Origin of the sequence: Streptomyces sp. DH12 (assembly GCF_020873895.1) — a bacterium.
GTDB lineage: Bacteria > Actinomycetota > Actinomycetes > Streptomycetales > Streptomycetaceae > Streptomyces.
In genome coordinates, this window is the sequence record NZ_JAHWGT010000010.1 from 70,849 (window position 1) to 88,414 (window position 17,566).

The window sequence follows — 17,566 nt, forward strand, 5'->3', positions numbered from 1 at the left end:
TGACGGCGGCCGCATCGAGGTGATGGCGGCCGCACCTGGGTGACGGCGGCGGCCGCCCGCACCCGGGGGGCGGCCGCCGCCCGTACCCGGCAGGGGCCCACCGCACGGTCGCGGTGGGCCCCTCGGGTGTGTCCCGGCCCGGCCTCCCCCGCGTCGCCGCGGCGGTGCGGAGCCTCAGAAGGTCAGCGAGAAGGCGTTGAGGTAGCCGGTGTCGGACCGCGCCACGTCCTGGAGGCGCAGCCGCCACGTCCCGTTCGCCGGCTCGCTCGACGCGTCGACCGTGTACGTCTCGCGGATGTTGTCCGCCGAGTCGTTGGCGCTGGAGTTCTTCAGCCGGTACGCCGTGCCGTCCGGCGCGAGGAGGTCGATGACCACATCGCCGCGCCAGGTGTGCACGACGTCCACCGTGACGCGCAGGGCGGCGGGGGCGTTGCCGGTGCGGCCCGAGACGGTGACGGAGGAGGTGACGGGCGTGCCGTTGTCCGGGATGGACACGTCGGTGGTGTTCTCGTACGTGTCGCCGGTCGGCGGCTCGGTCGCCCCCGCCGACAGCGTCCACACCGCGTGGGCGAGGGCGTCGCTGTTGCGGTCCAGCGCGGTGTCGTTGATGTTGGCGGTGGTGTCGCAGGACGAGTGGTAGCAGCGGTCGAAGGACTGCCCGGCGGTACCGCCCCACTTCTGCGCCTGGGCGCTGGTCTTGGTGCGGCTGGCGCCGGTGAACAGACCGCCGACCGGGATGCCGACGTTCTTGAACGACGCGTGGTCGGAGCGGCCGTCGCCCTCCGTCTCGATCTCCGTGGGGACGCCGATGCCGGCGAAGTAGTCCTTGAACGTCTTCTCGATGACCGGGTCGTCGTCGTAGACGAAGTAGCCCGGGTTGGGCGAGCCGATCATGTCGAAGTTCAGGTAGCCGGAGACCTTGGCGCGCTCGGTCGACGGCAGGTTGTTGACGTAGTACTTGGAGCCCACGAGGCCCAGTTCCTCGGCGCCCCACCAGGCGAACCGCAGGTGCTTGGCGGGCTTGAACCCGGCGCGCGAGACGGCGAGCGCGGTCTCCAGGACGGCGGCCGAGCCCGAGCCGTTGTCGTTGATGCCGGGCCCGGAGGAGACGGAGTCGAGGTGGGCGCCGGCCATGAGGACCTTGTTCGGGTCACCGCCGGGCCAGTCGGCGACGAGGTTGTAGCCGGTGGCGCCGCTGGTGGTGAACTGCTGCACGGTGGTGGTGAACCCGGCGGCGTCCAGCTTGGCCTTCAGGTGGTCGACGGAGGCCTTGTAGCCGGGGCGGCCGTGGGCGCGGTTGCCGCCGTTGGCGGAGGCGATCGACTGGAACTGCGTCAGGTGCGCCTTGACGTTGGCGAGCGGGATGTCGGGCGCGGCGACCGCGGCGGCGGGTGCCGTCTGTGCCCCGGGTGCTGTCGGGGCGGAGGGCGCCGCGGTGGCGGCGGGCGCGGCGGTGGCCAGCAGGCCCGCGAGGGCGAGTGCGGCGGCCGCGGCGGTGCGTCTGGGTATGCCGGACACGGAGTGCGTCATGTGGGGGCTCCGAATTCCGTACGGGGATGGGGACGGAACGTGCGGGACGCCCTGCGGCGGCGGCGTCGACGGGGCGCTGGAGCTGGTGGTGCCGGTCTGGTGTGCGAGTGCGTCGCTGAATGTACATCGACAATTCGGCCGCCCGTCAAGGGCGGCTTCCGGTCACCCGGCTCCGTATACCGGACGCGTCGCCCGCCGGCGGCGCGCGGTCGTCCCCCGGGCGGCGCGGGGGCGGTGGGACGCCCGGCCGCGGGCCGGCCGGCGCGGCGCGGGTCCGCTCGACGCGGGCGCGTACCGCGGGCCGGGGTCGCGGCCGCGCGGGCCGGTGCACGGGGGCGCGGACGCGACCGGCCGCAGGTCCGCCGGTGCGCCGGGGCGTGAGCGGGGCGCGCGGGTACGCGGGTGGGGGGCGTGACGTGGTGCGGCCCGGCGGGCGCGGGGGAGCGGCGGCCGGGCGCCCGGTCGCGGGCCGGACGGGGGTGCGCGGGGCTCGGCGGGCTCCGCGGCAGGCGCCGGCCCGGGCGGTGCGCCGTCCGGATGCCGGACCGCGGCCGGATCCCGCCGTACCGCGCGGCCGCCGGTCCGCCCCGCCGGAACGACCGGTTCACCCCCTCTAGGGCTCGGGGCGTGCGGGCGGCGCGGCCGGCGCGGACTGCGTGGCGGCCTGCGCTCGCGCCTGCGCCTGGGGCGCGCCCTGGGCCACGGCCTGGTGGGCCACCGCCTCGGCCTCGGCCGCGGCCTGCGCCTGGGCCACGGCGCGGGAGGCGGCATCGGCCGCGAGGCGGGTGGCCGTCGTACGGGTGCGGTGCGCCGTGTGCAGGGCGTCCCACGTCAGCAGGGCCAGCGCCAGCCACACCAGCGCGAACCCGGCCCACCGCTCCGGCGGCATGGCCTCGCGGAAGTACAGGACGCCCACCAGGAACTGGAACACCGGCGCCAGGTACTGGAGCAGCCCCAGCGTCGACAGCGGCACCCGGATCGCCGCCGCCCCGAAGCAGACGAGCGGCACGGCGGTGACGAGGCCGGCCGACGCGAGCAGCGCCATGTGCCCGACGCCCGCCGAACCGAAGGCGGCCTGCCCCTGGGAGCCCAGCCACAGCAGGTACCCGAGGGCGGGCAGGAACTGGATGGCCGTCTCCGCGCCCAGCGACTCCAGGCCGCCCAGGTTGACCTTCTTCTTCACCAGGCCGTACGTCGCGAAGGAGAACGCCAGCACCAGCGAGATCCACGGTGGCCTGCCGTACCCGACCGCCAGCACCACGACCGCCGCGAAGCCGGTCCCCACGGCCGCCCACTGCACCGGGCGCAGCCGCTCCTTGAGCAGGACGACGCCCATGGCGATGGTGACCAGCGGATTGATGAAGTACCCGAGGGACGACTCGACGACGTGGCCGGCGTTGACCGCCCAGATGTACAGGCCCCAGTTCACCGTGATCACGGCGGCCGCGAGGGCGATCAGCGCCAGCTTGCGCGGCTGCCGCAGCAGCGCGGGGACCCACGCCCAGCGGCGCACCGCGAGCAGGGCCAGCGCCACCGCCACCAGGGACCACAGCATGCGGTGGGCGAGTATCTCGATGGCCCCCGCCGGCTGGAGGAGCGGCCAGTACAGGGGGAAGAGCCCCCACATGCCGTAGGCCCCGATGCCGTAGAGGAGTCCCGCCCTCTGCTCGCCGCCGCCGCTTCTCGCCGCCACCGCGCCCGCCTTCCCGTCCCGACGTCCGCCTCCCGGCGACCACCGTCCCGCACCGCCCTGTCCGGTCGACGGTAGCGCCGCACGGGAGGCGGTGTCATGTCCGTATCGTCATACGGTCATGACGCGTCCGTCACGGGAACGGCCCCGCACGCACCGGGGCCCGGTCCGGAACGGTGTGTTCCGGACCGGGCCCCGGGGGCGGGCGCCTCGCTCCGCCTCAGCCGACGACCGTCCACGTGTCGTTCCCGGCGAGCAGCGTCGCCAGGTCGCCCTTGCCCCGCTGCTCGACGGCCACGTCCAGTTGGTCGGCCATGAGCGTGTCGTACACCGGCCGCTCCACGCTGCGGAAGACGCCGATCGGGGTGTGGTGCAGGGTGTCCGGGTCGGCCAGCCGCGACAGCGCGAACGCCGTCGTCGGAGACTGCGCGTGCGCGTCGTGGACCAGCACCCGCGAGGCGTTCTCCGGCGTCACCTCGACCACCCGCAGGTCACCGGTGGCCGGGTCGCGCACGACGCCCTTGGCCCCGTCCGCGCCGAAGCGGATCGGCTGCCCGTGCTCCAGCCGGATCACCGCCTCCTGCGCCCGGTCCTTGTCCTTCAGCGCCTCGAACGCGCCGTCGTTGAAGATGTTGCAGTTCTGGTAGATCTCCACCAGCGCCGTGCCCGGGTGGTCCGCGGCCGCCCGCAGCACCTCGGTCAGGTGCTTGCGGTCCGAGTCCACGGTCCGCGCCACGAAGGACGCCTCCGCGCCCAGCGCCAGCGACACCGGGTTGAAGGGCGCGTCCAGCGAGCCCATCGGCGTCGACTTGGTGATCTTCCCGACCTCGGACGTCGGCGAGTACTGGCCCTTGGTCAGACCGTAGATCCGGTTGTTGAACAGCAGGATCTTGAGGTTGACGTTCCGCCGCAGGGCGTGGATCAGGTGGTTGCCGCCGATGGACAGGGCGTCGCCGTCGCCCGTGACCACCCACACCGACAGGTCCTGCCGGGAGCCGGCCAGCCCCGTGGCGATGGCCGGGGCGCGGCCGTGGATGGAGTGCATGCCGTACGTGTTCATGTAGTACGGGAAGCGGGAGGAGCAGCCGATGCCGGAGACGAAGACGATGTTCTCCTTCGCCAGCCCCAGCTCGGGCATGAAGCCCTGCACGGCCGCGAGGATGGCGTAGTCACCGCAGCCGGGACACCAGCGGACCTCCTGGTCCGACTTGAAGTCCTTCATGGACTGCTTGCCCTCGGCCTTGGGCACCAGGGTCAGGGCTTCACTGGGCATCGATGGCCTCCTTCAGCGCCGCGGCGAGCCGCTCGGCCTTGAACGGCATGCCGTTGATCTGCGTGTGGCTGCGTGCGTCGACCAGGTACCTGGCGCGGACCAGCATCGCGAGCTGCCCCAGGTTCATCTCCGGCACGACGACCCTGTCGTACCGCCCCAGCACCTCGCCGAGGTTGGCCGGGAAGGGGTTGAGGTGGCGCAGATGGGCCTGGGCGATCGTCTCGCCGGCGTTCCGCAGCCGCCGCACGGCGGCCGTGATCGGCCCGTACGTCGAGCCCCACCCGAGGACCAGGGTGCGCGCCCGCCCGGAGGGGTCGTCGACCTCCACGTCCGGCACCGCGATGCCGTCCACCTTGGCCTGGCGGGTGCGGACCATGAACTCGTGGTTGGCCGGGTCGTAGGAGATGTTGCCCGTGCCGTCCTGCTTCTCGATGCCGCCGATGCGGTGCTCCAGCCCCGGCGTGCCCGGTACCGCCCAGGGGCGGGCGAGGGTCTCCGGGTCCCGCTTGTACGGCCAGAAGACCTCCGTGCCGTCGTCCAGGGTGTGGTTCGGCCCCGTCGCGAAGGAGACGCCGAGGTCCGGCAGGTCCGCCACGTCCGGGATGCGCCACGGCTCGGAACCGTTGGCCAGGTAGCCGTCCGACAGCAGGAAGACGGGCGTCCGGTACGTCAGCGCGATGCGCGCCGCCTCCAGCGCCGCGTCGAAGCAGTCCGCGGGGGTCCGCGGCGCCACCACCGGCACCGGCGCCTCGCCGTTGCGGCCGTACATCGCCTGGAGCAGGTCGGCCTGCTCCGTCTTGGTCGGCAGGCCCGTCGACGGCCCGCCCCGCTGGATGTCCACGATCAGCAGGGGCAGCTCCAGCGACACGGCCAGGCCGATCGTCTCCGACTTCAGGGCCACGCCCGGCCCGGACGTCGTCGTCACCGCCAGCGAACCGCCGAACGCGGCGCCGAGCGCCGCGCCGATGCCCGCGATCTCGTCCTCGGCCTGGAACGTCCGCACGCCGAAGTTCTTGTGCCGGCTCAGCTCGTGCAGGATGTCCGACGCCGGGGTGATCGGGTACGACCCCAGGTACAGCGGCAGGTCCGCCTGGCGGGCGGCGGCGATCAGCCCGTACGACAGGGCGAGGTTGCCGGAGATGTTGCGGTACGTGCCCGGGGGGAACGCCGAGGTGGCCGGGGCGACCTCGTAGGAGACGGCGAAGTCCTCCGTCGTCTCGCCGAAGTTCCAGCCGGCCCGGAAGGCCGCCACGTTCGCCTCGGCGATGTCCGGCTTCCCCGCGAACTTGCGGCGCAGGAACTGCTCGGTGCCCTCGGTCGGCCGGTGGTACATCCACGACAGCAGGCCCAGCGCGAACATGTTCTTCGACCGTTCGGCCTCCTTGCGGGAGAGGCCGAACTCCTTCAGCGCCTCGATCGTGAGCGTCGTCAGCGGCACCGGGTGGACGCGGTAGCCCTCCAGGGTGCCGTCCTCCAGCGGCGAGGTCTCGTAGCCGACCTTGGCCATGGCTCGCTTGGCGAACTCGTCGGTGTTGACGATGATCTCGCCGCCGCGCGGCACGTCCGCGAGGTTAGCCTTCAGCGCCGCCGGGTTCATCGCGACCAGCACGTTCGGCGCGTCGCCCGGGGTGAGGATGTCGTGGTCGGCGAAGTGCAGCTGGAACGAGGAGACGCCCGGGAGCGTCCCGGCGGGGGCGCGGATCTCCGCGGGGAAGTTCGGCAGCGTCGACAGGTCGTTGCCGAAGGACGCCGTCTCGGACGTGAAACGGTCCCCCGTGAGCTGCATGCCGTCACCGGAGTCACCCGCGAAACGGATGATCACCCGGTCCAGGCGGCGGACCTCCTTCTCCGAGCCGCGCCGCTGCTCCGGGGCGCCGTGCCGCTCCCCGTCGGTCGCTCCGCCGGCCGCGCCGTCGCCCCGCAGGGCCTCGCGCGCCGTCTCACCCGTCTGCTCGGCCGGGCTACTGACCTGGCTGGTCACTGAACTGGACCTCCCTCGAGACAAGGGGTCTCCCCGCCGTCGGCGGGAGAACGCTCGGAAGACAGCCGGACGACCGGCCGTCCCGAGGCCCACCCTACGTCGGTAAGGGTTCCCTTCCTTGGACAGCTCGAATGATGGACGCCACTCCGAGACGCCCCTTTGTCCTGGAACATCATGCTTGGTCTCCCCCCGTGTGCCACCGGAACGGCACTCCCGGCCCGGTCTTTCGTCTTAGGCCCCCTGGACGCCCGGCGCCGGTGCCGGCGGCTCGGCCGGCGGTCCGGCGGTGGTCCGGTCGGCGGACCGGCGGCGGTCCGGCGGTGGTCCGCTGGTGGTCCGGCCGGCGGTCCGGCCGGTGTCCCGGGGGCGGCGGATCAGGTGTTCAGGTAGGTCAGCACCGCGAGCACCCGCCGGTGGTCGCCGTCGCTCGGCGACAGCCCCAGCTTCAGGAAGATGTTGCTGACGTGCTTCTCGACCGCCCCGTCGCTCACCACCAGCTGGCGCGCGACCGCCGAGTTCGTCCGCCCCTCGGCCATCAGACCGAGGACCTCCCGCTCGCGCGGCGTCAGCGCCGCCAGCACGTCCTGCCGGCGGCTGCGCCCCAGCAGCTGCGCCACCACCTCCGGGTCCAGCGCGGTGCCGCCGCGAGCGACGCGCACCACCGCGTCCACGAAGTCCCGGACGTCGGCGACCCGGTCCTTCAGCAGGTACCCCACGCCCCGGCTGCTGCCGGCCAGCAGCTCCGTCGCGTACCGCTCCTCGACGTACTGGGACAGCACCAGCACCCCGATCCCCGGGTGGTCCGCCCGCAGCCGCACCGCCGCCCGCACCCCCTCGTCGGTGTGGGTCGGCGGCATCCGCACGTCCGCGACGACCACGTCCGGCGGCGCCCCGTCGGCGGCCAGCGCGTCCACCGCCTTCAGCAGCGCCTCCGCGTCCCCCACGCCCGCGACGACGTCGTGCCCGCGGTCGGTCAGCAGCCGGGTCAGGCCCTCCCGCAGCAGTACGGAATCCTCGGCGATGACCACCCGCACCTGGTCGTCCACAGCCCTGCGGCCCCCACTTCGATCGGCTCCGGTACGGCGACGTCCACCGTCACCACCAGCATCCCAGCAAGTCCGGCCGTGTGGGCGTCGATGCGTTCAACTGCGTTCAACTGCGCCAGGGGAGCTCCGCCGTGACCGTCGTCGGGCCGCCGGCGGGGGAGCGCACCGCGAGGATGCCGTCGACGGCGTCCAGGCGGGCGGAGAGCCCCGCGAGGCCGCCGCCGGCCGTCGGGTCGGCGCCACCGCGGCCGTCGTCGGCGACCTCGACGAGGAGGCGGTCGCCGCTGCGCCACACGTCGACGGTGGCGCGGCGGGCGCCGGCGTGCCGCGAGACGTTCTCCAGCAGCTCGCAGACCGTGAAGTACGCGGTGCCCTCGGTGGCGGGGGCGGGGCGTTCGGGCAGGTCGACGGTGACGGTGACGGGGACGGTGCAGCGGGAGGCGACGGAGGAGAGCGCGGCGTCCAGGCCGCGGTCGGTGAGGACGGCGGGGTGGATGCCGCGGGCGAGGTCGCGCAGTTCGCGGAGGGCGAGCTTCACCTCGCCGTGGGCCTCCTCGACCATGCGGGCGGCGGCCTGGGGGTCCTCGGTGGCCTTCTCCTTGGCGAGGCCGAGTCCCATGGCGAGGGCGACGAGGCGGGCCTGGGCCCCGTCGTGCAGGTCCCGCTCGATGCGCCGCAGGTCCGCGGCGGCGGTGTCCACGACGACGCCCCGGCCGGACTCCAGCTCCACGACACGGCTGGCCAGCCGCGACGGGCCGAGCAGTCCCAGCACGAGCAGCCGGTCGACCCCGGCCAGCGCCCGGATCACCCACGGCGTCCCCAGGACGAGGACCAGACCGATGAGGCTGACCGCCCCCACCTCCGGCGCCGTGTCCAGGACGACGCTGTGCCCCCCGTCCCCGTACAGCTGCACCCCGGACCGCCCCCCGTGCAGCGGCAGCAGCCACTGCCAGAGGGGGTACGTGAGGAGCGCCCACGCCGTCGTCCACAGGGTCACCGCGACGGAGAACGCGAGGACCGCCCACGGCAGGTGCACCACCGCGTACAGCAGGTGCCGCCACGACGCGCCGCTCTTCAGCGTCGCCCCGATCCACGCGAGCGGACCGCTGCCGGGCCCCGTCCGCACCGGCTCAGGAGCCGCCACCCGGGTACCGAGCAGGGTCCGCGCCCGCGCCCGCTCCACCACGCCGAAGCCGCGGCACAGCGCCAGGCCCGTGGCCAGCACCGGGACGCCGACGAACGTCACCACCAGCCCGGCGCCCACTGCCAGCGCCGTCACGGACATCACGAAGTACAGGACGCCGAGCGGCAGGCCGACCACCAGGTGGCAGAACTCGCGCCAGGTGCGGGCGGACAGCGGGGCGGCGAGCCACGCGGGGGCGCGCGGCGGACGCGGGCGGCCGGTGTCCGGCCCGTATGCCATGGCCATGGGGTTTTCCGTTTCTGTGCGCTGGTGGTGGGGTGGCGCGGGTCGGGGGCGGAGCTGGTGGTTGGGGGGCGGGGCCTCCAGGGCTGGAGGGGATGGCGGGCTGTGGGGCGGCGCGGGTCGGAAGCGGAGCCGGTCTGAGGGGTGGGGCTTCCAGGGCTGGAGGGGCTGGTGGGGCTGGCGAGGGGCGGGGCGGGTGGAGCGGTCGGCCGAGGCCGGTGGTGGGTGCGGCGGGGCCGGGCGGGCTCACCTCCTCGGGGTCGGCGGGCTCGGGTCCCGGTCGAGGGCACCCGGCCTTCCCCGCCGACCCCTGCGGGGGCGAACCCGCCCGACCCCGCCTCCCGTCCCGGGTACCGCCGGGGCGCGCGGTGGTGTCAGCGGCGGACGGCCGCGCGGGACCGCCAGGGCAGTTCGGCCGTCACCGTGGTCGGTCCGCCCGGCGGCGAGTCGATGACGAACAGCCCGTCGACGGCCCCGAGGCGTTCGGCCAGTCCGGCGAGGCCGCTGCCGGCCGTCGGGTCGGCGCCGCCCCGGCCGTCGTCGGTGACCTGGATGAGCAGGTACTCCTCCGTACGCCACACGTCGACGGTGGCGCGGCGGGCACCCGCGTGCTTCGAGACGTTCTGCAGGAGCTCCGACACCGTGAAGTACGCGGTGCCCTCGGTGGCGGGGGCGGGGCGTTCGGGCAGGTCGACGGTGACGGTGACGGGGACGGTGCAGCGGGAGGCGACGGAGGAGAGCGCGGCGTCCAGGCCGCGGTCGGTGAGGACGGCGGGGTGGATGCCGCGGGCGAGGTCGCGCAGTTCGCGGAGGGCGAGCTTCACCTCGCCGTGGGCCTCCTCGACCATGCGGGCGGCGGCCTGGGGGTCCTCGGTGGCCTTCTCCTTGGCGAGGCCGAGCCCCATGGCGAGGGCGACGAGGCGGGCCTGGGCCCCGTCGTGCAGGTCCCGCTCGATGCGCCGCAGGTCGGCCGCGGCGGTGTCCACGACGACGCCCCGGTCCGACTCCAGCTCGGCCACCCGCCGCTCCAACTCGTCCGACGGCCCCAGCAGCCCCCGCACCATCACCCGGTCGAGGGTGGCCATGGCCCGCACCAGGTACGGCAGCGCGGGCCAGAGCGCGACCAGTGCCACGAGCGTCACCGTGAACGTCAGCACGCCCCAGGGCAGCCGGACGAACCCGAACAGCGCCGCCCGCCACGCCACCGGGTCGCGCAGCAGCGCCCACACCCGGGCCGCGGGGCCGCCGCGCAGCGGCAGCCGGCTCGGCTCCTCCGCCCGCATCCCGAGCAACGCCCGGGCCCGCGCCCGCTCCACCCGTCCCAGCAGCCGCGTCCCCGCCAACCCGCACGCCAGCAGCGGCAGACCCACGACGGTCACGCTCAGCGCCGCCCCGACCACCACCGCGACCGTGACGTACACGAACGCCACGAGGGACACTGGCAGGTTGGACAGGAGGTGGACGACCTCCTTCCACATGGCCGTCCCGAACCCGATGCGGGAGGGAGGAAGCGGGGCGGCGCGGTCGCTGGGCGTGGTCATGGCGCCCAGACTGCCCGGCGCGGCGCCGGCCGCGCCATGGGGGCCGTGGGTGAGGACCGGTGGGGATAACCCCACCCCGTCCCTGGCACGGCTGACGGGCCGGGTGGTACCAGGGCCTAGACTCCCGTGCGTACAGATCGCGGCGCCCGCGGGGGCAGGAAGAGAGAGGGACGGACGTGCCGGAACAGACCGGACTCGCGGCCGACTACTTCCAGAGCTACTCGGCCGTCGGACTCCTCGCCGTCGTCGGCGTGCTCTTCGTCGCCGTCGCGTTCACGGCCGGGCGGCTGCTGCGCCCCGTCGTGCCGACGCCGGAGAAGCTGATGACGTACGAGTGCGGCGTCGACCCCGTGGGGGAGGGCTGGGCCCACACCCAGGTCCGCTACTACGTCTACGCCTTCCTCTACGTGATCTTCGCGGTCGACTCGATCTTCCTCTTCCCGTGGGCGACCGTCTTCGCCGAGCCCGGGTACGGCGCCACCACGCTGGTCGAGATGTTCGTCTTCCTCGGCTTCCTGGCCGTGGGACTGCTCTACGCGTACAAGAAGGGCGTCCTGACATGGACGTGAACCCCGGCGCCACCCCCGAGCCCGTGACCTCCGCGCAGGCGGCGGGGACGGACGGGGCAGCCGCGCAGCCCGTGTACCTGCCCGAGCCGAAGCGGCTCGGCGTCCTGTCGCGGCTGGCCCCCGAACCCATGAAGGTGGTCCTCAACTGGGGCCGCCGCTACAGCCTGTGGGTGTTCAACTTCGGCCTGGCCTGCTGCGCCATCGAGTTCATCGCGGCGTCGATGGCCCGCCACGACTTCATCCGGCTGGGCGTGATCCCCTTCGCGCCCGGCCCCCGCCAGGCCGACCTGATGATCGTCTCCGGCACGGTCACCGACAAGATGGCGCCCGCCGTGCGCCGGCTGTACGAGCAGATGCCGGAGCCCAAGTACGTCATCTCGTTCGGCGCCTGCTCCAACTGCGGAGGCCCGTACTGGGACTCGTACTCCGTCACCAAGGGCGTCGACCAGATCATCCCCGTCGACGTGTACGTGCCGGGCTGCCCGCCGCGGCCCGAGGCGCTGCTCCAGGGCATCCTCAAGCTCCAGGAGAAGATCGCCCGCGAGTCGCTCGGCGAGCGGTACGGGCACGGCACCGGGCGGCCCGACACCGCCGCCCTCCGCAGCGGCCTGGTCACCCCGCCGCCCGCGCCCGGAGGCGGTGCCCGGTGAACGCGTACGACACCCTGCCCGACGCCGTCACCGACGTCTTCGGCGCGGAGGCGACAGCCGAGCGGGCCTACGACCTGCTGACGGTCGACGTCCCGGCCGGCGAGTGGACCGCCGCGCTGCGGACCGCGCGGGACGCGCTGGGCTGCACCTACTTCGACTGGCTGAGCGCCGTCGACGAGCCCGGCACCGGCTTCCTCGTCTGCGCCCACGTCGCCGCCCTGGAGGGCGGCACCGTCCGCCGCCTCATGCTGCGCACGACCGTCCCGCACGAAGCGCCCGTCCTGCCCACCGCGGTCGGCGTGTACGCGGGCGCCGGCTGGCACGAGCGCGAGACGCACGAGATGTTCGGCGTCACCTTCGAGGGCCACCCGAACCCCGCGCACCTGCTGCTCCCGGAGAACTTCGAGGGCCACCCGCTCCGCAAGGACTTCGTCCTCGCCGCCCGGGTGGCCAAGGCGTGGCCTGGTGCCAAGGAGCCGGGCGAGCCCGCGGCGGGCGCGGCGCACGGCGGGCCCAAGCGGCGCCAGATGCTGCCGCCCGGCGTGCCCGACCCCAACGAGTGGGGCCCGCAGAAGGGCCAGCTCCCGCCCGCCCCGGCGCGCCCGGCCCGCGCCGCGCGCGCCGGCGGCCCCGCGCGCGCCGGCGCCGCCGGCGACCGGCCGGTGCGCCGGACGCGCACGGCGGGCGAGGGCTCCAGCAGCCAGGCCCCCGCCGCGCCGGGCACGCCGGACGACGCCGCCGCCCCGGCGGCCGGGCCCGCGACTCCGGCGGCCTCGGCAGCCGAGGCCGCCACCCTGTCGGCGCCGCCCGCGCGGGGCACCGCCCCCGAGGCGCCCGCCGTCCCCGGCGCGCCACCGGAGGCGACGCCCCCCGGCACGTCCCCGGCCGCCGAGCCCGGCGCACCTGCGGCCGCCGCGCCTGGCGCACCTGCGGCCGCCGCGCCGGGTGGTGCCGCCCGGCCGCCGCGCCGTTCCCGTACGGCGGGCGAGGGCTCCGCCAGCCAGCGCGGGACCCGTACGCCGGGCGACGCCCCGGCCGACCCGGGGCCGGCGGCGCCTCCGCGCACCCGCAGCACGGACGCCCCGTGGAACAACCCCCGCCCGACCTTCGAGCCCCCGGACCCGGCCGACCCACACCGACCGGCCCCCGAACCGGCTCCCGAGGACACCGCGAAGCCGGCTCCGGACGACACCCCGGCCGAGTCCCCCGCCGAGGTCCCGGCTCCCGACCCGGCCCCGGATCCGGCTCCCGACCCGGCTCCCGACCGACGACGCTTCGAAGGAGACGACGCGTGAACGACGTACTCGACGTCGCCCTCCGCCTGGTCGTCGTCTTCGCCGTGTTCCTGGTCCTGCCCCTGGTGGTCGGTCAGACCGAGCACAAGGTGATGGCGCACATGCAGGGCCGCCTCGGCCCCATGTACGCGGGCGGCTTCCACGGCTGGGCCCAGCTCGTCGCCGACGGCGTGAAGTTCGCGCAGAAGGAGGACGTGGTCCCGGCGAACGCCGACCGCCGCGTCTTCCAGCTCGCGCCCGCCGTCGCGCTCCTGCCGTACCTCCTCGTGCTCGTCGCCATCCCGATCGGCCCCGGCGAGGGCGCGGTCGGCGTGGTCGTCGACGCGGGCGTCTTCTTCGTCCTCGCCGTGATGGGCGTCGGCGTCCTCGGTTCGCTCATGGCGGGCTGGGCGTCCGCCAACAAGTTCTCCCTCCTCGGCGGCCTCCGCACCGCCGCGCAGCTCCTCGCCTACGAACTGCCGATGCTGCTCGCCGCGGCCTCCGTCGCCATGGCGGCGGGGACGGTCTCGCTGCCGGGCATCCTCGACGCGTTCGAGTGGTGGTGGCTGCCGTGGCAGATCGTGGGCGCGCTGGTCTTCTTCGTCGCGGGCCTGGCCGAGCTCCAGCGCCCGCCGTTCGACATGCCGGTCGCCGACTCGGAGATCATCTTCGGTGCGTACACCGAGTACACGGGTCTGCGCTTCGCGCTGTTCCTGCTCGCCGAGTACGCGGGCATCGTCGTCCTGTGCGGTCTGACCACCGTCCTCTTCCTCGGGGGCTGGCACGGCCCGTTCGGCGCCGACGGCCTCGGCTGGGTGTGGACGCTGCTGAAGGCGGCCGTCCTCGCCTTCGTCGTCATCTGGCTGCGGGTGAGCTACCCGCGGCTGCGCGAGGACCAGCTCCAGAGGCTCGCCTGGACCACGCTCGTACCGCTCGCGCTCGCCCAGATCGCCCTCACCGGCGTCGTCAAGGTGGTGATCCAGTAATGGCCCCGATCCCCGGATCCGGCCTCGCCAAGGGCCTCGCCGTCACCCTCAGGACGATGACGAGGAAGAGCCACACCGCGCAGTACCCGGACGTCCAGCCCGAACTCCCGCCGCGCAGCCGCGGCGTCATCGGCCTGTTCGAGGAGAACTGCACGGTCTGCATGCTCTGCGCCCGCGAGTGCCCCGACTGGTGCATCTACATCGACTCCCACAAGGAGACGGTGCCGGCCGCCGCGCCCGGCGGACGCGAGCGCAGCCGCAACGTCCTCGACCGGTTCGCGATCGACTTCTCGCTCTGCATGTACTGCGGCATCTGCATCGAGGTCTGTCCTTTCGACGCGCTGTTCTGGTCGCCGGAGTTCGAGTACGCGGAGACGGACATCCGCGACCTCACCCACGAGCGGGACAAGCTCCGCGAGTGGATGTGGACGGTGCCCGAGCCGCCCGCGCTGGACGCCGGCGCGGAGGAGCCGAAGGAGCTGGCCGCGGCCCGCAAGGCGGCAGAGAAGCTCGCCGCCCAGCGCGCAGCCGACCAGCCCGGCCCCGGCGCGTCCGACGACCCACCGGGCACTCCGGACACCCCTGGGACCCCTGGGACCCCTGGGACCCAGGACACTCCCGGCACCCCCCGTGAGGGAGGCACCGCATGAGTCCCGCCACGGCGTCCGCCGCCACGAACCTCGCGGCCGGCCACGGCTTCCTCTCGCCCACCGGCACGGAGATCGCGTTCCTCCTCGTCGGCGTCGTCACCCTCGGCGCCGCGGTGGTCACGGTCACCACCCGCCAGCTCGTCCACGCCGCCCTCTGGCTGGTCGTCGCCCTCGGGGGGATCGCCGTCGAGTACCTCCTCCTCACGGCCGAGTTCATCGCCTGGGTCCAGGTCCTCATCTACGTCGGCTCCGTCGTCGTCCTCCTCCTCTTCGGGCTCATGCTCACCAGGGCGCCCATCGGCCGCTCCCCGGACGCGGACTCCGGCAACCGCCCCGCCGCCCTCGTGGTGGCGGTGGCCGCCGCGGCCGCCCTCGTCTGGGTGGTCGTGGACGCCTTCCGCACCACCTGGATCGACCTCGACGGCCCGGCCCAGGGCACCACCCGGGTCACCGGCGAGATGCTCTTCCGCAACTGGGTGCTGCCCTTCGAGGCGCTCTCCGTCCTCCTGCTCGCCGCGCTCGTCGGCGCGATCGTCCTGTCCCGCAAGGGCGACTCCGGCGCGGAGGGGAAGCGCTGATGCACCTCGCCTACCCGGCCGTCCTCGCCGTGCTGCTCTTCTGCACCGGCCTGTACGGCGTCCTCGCCCGGCGCAACGCCATCCTCGTCCTGATGTCCGTCGAGCTGATGCTCAACGCCGTCAACCTCAACCTGGTCGCCTTCGACGTCTGGCTCCGCGACACCCTGCACGCGGGCCAGGCGCTGACCCTCTTCACCATCGCCATCGCCGCCGCCGAGATCGGCATCGGCCTGGCCATCGTGCTGATGGTGTACCGCAACCGCGGCACCGCCGACATCGACCGGCTCCGCGACAACGCCGAGACCCCGGACGGCGACGCGGCCGCCCACGAGCAGACCGGCAAGAAGGCTGAGGCCACCGCGTGACCACCACGACCCTCGCCGTCCTCGTCCCCCTCCTGCCGTTCCTCGGCGCGGCCACCGGCCTCCTCCTCGGCCGTACCGCACCCGGCTTCGTACGGCCGCTGGCCGTCCTGCCGACCGTCGCCGCGCTCGCCCTCGCCGTGCTGGTCGCCGTGGGCCAGGGCGGCGGGAAGGCGCTCGACGCCGGCACCCAGCTGACCCCGACCGGCTCGGTCCCGATCGAGCTGGCCCTGCACGTCGACGGCTTCGCCGCCCTCACGGCCGTCCTCGTCGGCCTCGTCGCGTCCTGCGTGCAGATCTACTCGACGGCCTACCTGCGCGACGACCCCCGCTACCCGTCGTACGCGGCCCTCGTCTCCCTCTTCACCTCCGCCATGCTGCTCGTCGTCTACTCCGGCGACCTGATGGTGCTGCTCGTCGGCTGGGAGGTCATGGGCGTCTGCTCCTACTTCCTCGTCGGCCACTACTGGGAGACGCCCGAGGCGCGGGCAGCCTCCCTCAAGGCGTTCCTCGTCACCAAGCTCGGCGACGTCCCGTTCCTCCTCGGCCTGTTCGCCCTCGCCGCCGACGCCGGGACGTTCCGGATCACCGGGGTCCTCGGTGCCGTCGCCTCGGGCGGCCTCGACCACCCCACCCTGGTCGCGCTGCTGCTCCTCGCCGGTGTCGCGGGCAAGTCGGCCCAGTTCCCGCTGCACACCTGGCTCCCGGACGCGATGGCCGGCCCGACGCCGGTCTCCGCGCTCATCCACGCCGCGACGATGGTCGCCGCCGGCATCTACTTCGTCGCGCGTCTCCTGCCCGTCTTCGCCGCCTCCCAGGCCGCCCTGACCGTCCTCGCCGTGATGGCCGCGCTGACCATGGTCGGCTCGGCCCTGGCCGCGCTCGCCCAGGACGACATCAAGCGGGTCCTCGCCTACTCGACCATCGGCCAGCTCGGCTACATGTCGGGCGCCCTGGCCGTCGGCGACCGCGGCGCCGCCGTCTTCCACCTCCTGTCGCACGGCGCGTTCAAGGCGGTCCTCTTCCTCGCCGCGGGCGTGATCATCCACGCCGCCGGCACCAACTCGCTGGCCGCCATGTCCCGCATGAGCGGCCTCGCCCGCCGCGTCCCCGACGCGTACTGGACGATGACGGTCGCCCTCCTCGCGCTCGCCGCGATCCCGCCGTTCGCGGGCTTCTTCTCCAAGGAGGCCGTCCTCGTCGCCGCCGAGCACACCGCGCTCGGCGACCGGGACGTCGCCCCCGGCGCGGCGGGTTGGATCGTCCTCGCCGCCGGCCTGCTCACCGCCCTCCTCACCGCCGCCTACGCGACGCGCCTGTGGCTGCTCGCCTTCCGCGGCCGCGGCGAGGAGGCCCCGGACCACGGCAGGCAGCCGCTCGCCATGAGCACCGTCCTGTGGGTGCTCGCGGTCCCCTCGTTCGCCTTCGGCCTGGCCGTCACCTCCCTCGACGACTGGTTCGACGGACACGCCCTCACCCCGACCACCACCACCGCGGTCCTGGGCACCGGCACCGCCCTCGTCGGCGGCCTGGTCACGTACGCCGCCTGGCGCCGGGCCACCGCCCGCGCCGCGCACGTCCCGCTCGGTGCCGTCGCCGCCCACCCCGACGCCGAACCCGCCGTCTCCGAGGCCGAGGCGATCACCACCCACACCCCGGCCTACGGCTCCATCGCCTCCGCGCCCGATCCGGCCGACCCCGGGCGCCTCCTCCTCGGCCCGCTCCACCGGCACGCGGCCACCGGCTTCCACCTGGACGCCCTCTACACCGCCGCGTTCGTACGCCCCGTCCGGGCGGCGGCCTCACTGGTCCGCTTCCTCGACCGCGAGGTCGTCGACACCTACGTACGCGGAGCGGGCGCCACGACCGGTCTGCTCGGGGCGGCCGTGCGCCGCGCCCAGACCGGCAACGTGCAGACCTACCTCAGCGTCCTGCTCGCCGGTTCCGTCGTCCTGGCGGTCGCCGCCGTCCTCGTCGCCGCCGGAGCGTGAACCGTGATCGATATGAGCG

General features: G+C 74.3%; 15 protein-coding genes. 8 read left to right on the top strand and 7 right to left on the bottom strand.

Annotated elements, in window-relative coordinates; translation table 11 throughout:
* Positions 1-174 precede the first annotated feature (174 nt).
* The 7 genes from LPA54_RS11410 to LPA54_RS11440 form a co-directional block, all read right to left on the bottom strand.
* Positions 175-1,530 (bottom strand): M28 family peptidase, encoded by a 1,356-nt coding sequence (locus LPA54_RS11410; protein ID WP_228976455.1) that lies wholly within the window; start codon positions 1,528-1,530, stop codon positions 175-177.
* Positions 1,531-2,143: 613 nt separating this feature from the next.
* Positions 2,144-3,157 (bottom strand): EamA family transporter RarD, encoded by a 1,014-nt coding sequence (gene rarD / locus LPA54_RS11415; RefSeq protein WP_228976649.1) that lies wholly within the window; start codon positions 3,155-3,157, stop codon positions 2,144-2,146.
* A 283-nt stretch (positions 3,158-3,440) separates the two neighbouring features.
* A complete protein-coding gene (locus LPA54_RS11420; RefSeq protein WP_058944768.1) occupies positions 3,441-4,493 on the bottom strand; it encodes a 2-oxoacid:ferredoxin oxidoreductase subunit beta in 1,053 nt (350 codons plus the stop codon).
* The gene (locus LPA54_RS11425) at positions 4,483-6,474 is read right to left on the bottom strand and encodes a 2-oxoacid:acceptor oxidoreductase subunit alpha (RefSeq protein ID WP_228976458.1); all 1,992 of its coding nucleotides are present in this window, start codon (positions 6,472-6,474) and stop codon (positions 4,483-4,485) included. The genes LPA54_RS11420 and LPA54_RS11425 overlap by 11 nt, the downstream gene beginning before the upstream one ends.
* A 374-nt stretch (positions 6,475-6,848) precedes the next feature.
* A complete protein-coding gene (locus LPA54_RS11430) occupies positions 6,849-7,508 on the bottom strand; it encodes a response regulator transcription factor (protein WP_308112837.1) in 660 nt (219 codons plus the stop codon).
* A 118-nt stretch (positions 7,509-7,626) separates the two neighbouring features.
* Positions 7,627-8,949, bottom strand: coding sequence for a sensor histidine kinase (locus LPA54_RS11435; protein WP_228976461.1), 1,323 nt, complete (start codon positions 8,947-8,949; stop codon positions 7,627-7,629).
* 371 nt (positions 8,950-9,320) lie between these two features.
* The gene (locus LPA54_RS11440; protein WP_228976651.1) at positions 9,321-10,424 is read right to left on the bottom strand and encodes a sensor histidine kinase; all 1,104 of its coding nucleotides are present in this window, start codon (positions 10,422-10,424) and stop codon (positions 9,321-9,323) included.
* Positions 10,425-10,663: 239 nt separating this feature from the next.
* Here LPA54_RS11440 and LPA54_RS11445 point away from each other — a divergent pair, with 239 nt between their 5' ends.
* The 8 genes from LPA54_RS11445 to LPA54_RS11480 are packed head-to-tail and all read left to right on the top strand — an operon-like array spanning position 10,664 to position 17,547.
* Positions 10,664-11,056: an NADH-quinone oxidoreductase subunit A gene (locus LPA54_RS11445; RefSeq protein ID WP_058944763.1), complete on the top strand. Its 393-nt coding sequence runs from the start codon at positions 10,664-10,666 to the stop codon at positions 11,054-11,056.
* On the top strand, positions 11,047-11,706 hold the full coding sequence (locus tag LPA54_RS11450; protein ID WP_228976464.1) for an NADH-quinone oxidoreductase subunit B: 660 nt from the start codon (positions 11,047-11,049) through the stop codon (positions 11,704-11,706). The genes LPA54_RS11445 and LPA54_RS11450 overlap by 10 nt, the downstream gene beginning before the upstream one ends.
* Complete coding sequence (locus LPA54_RS11455) at positions 11,703-13,001, top strand: NADH-quinone oxidoreductase subunit C (RefSeq protein ID WP_228976467.1); 1,299 nt, start codon at positions 11,703-11,705, stop codon at positions 12,999-13,001. The genes LPA54_RS11450 and LPA54_RS11455 overlap by 4 nt, the downstream gene beginning before the upstream one ends.
* Entirely contained in the window at positions 12,998-13,966 is a 969-nt protein-coding gene (locus LPA54_RS11460; protein ID WP_228976486.1) for a complex I subunit 1 family protein, read from the top strand. Before LPA54_RS11455 ends, LPA54_RS11460 begins: the two co-directional genes overlap by 4 nt.
* Positions 13,966-14,616, top strand: coding sequence for an NADH-quinone oxidoreductase subunit I (locus LPA54_RS11465; RefSeq protein WP_228976488.1), 651 nt, complete (start codon positions 13,966-13,968; stop codon positions 14,614-14,616). Before LPA54_RS11460 ends, LPA54_RS11465 begins: the two co-directional genes overlap by 1 nt.
* Entirely contained in the window at positions 14,613-15,194 is a 582-nt protein-coding gene (locus LPA54_RS11470; protein ID WP_228976490.1) for an NADH-quinone oxidoreductase subunit J, read from the top strand. The genes LPA54_RS11465 and LPA54_RS11470 overlap by 4 nt, the downstream gene beginning before the upstream one ends.
* On the top strand, positions 15,194-15,559 hold the full coding sequence (nuoK, locus tag LPA54_RS11475) for an NADH-quinone oxidoreductase subunit NuoK (protein ID WP_228976491.1): 366 nt from the start codon (positions 15,194-15,196) through the stop codon (positions 15,557-15,559). Before LPA54_RS11470 ends, nuoK begins: the two co-directional genes overlap by 1 nt.
* Complete coding sequence (locus LPA54_RS11480; RefSeq protein WP_228976493.1) at positions 15,556-17,547, top strand: NADH-quinone oxidoreductase subunit L; 1,992 nt, start codon at positions 15,556-15,558, stop codon at positions 17,545-17,547. Before nuoK ends, LPA54_RS11480 begins: the two co-directional genes overlap by 4 nt.
* Positions 17,548-17,566: the final 19 nt, after the last annotated feature.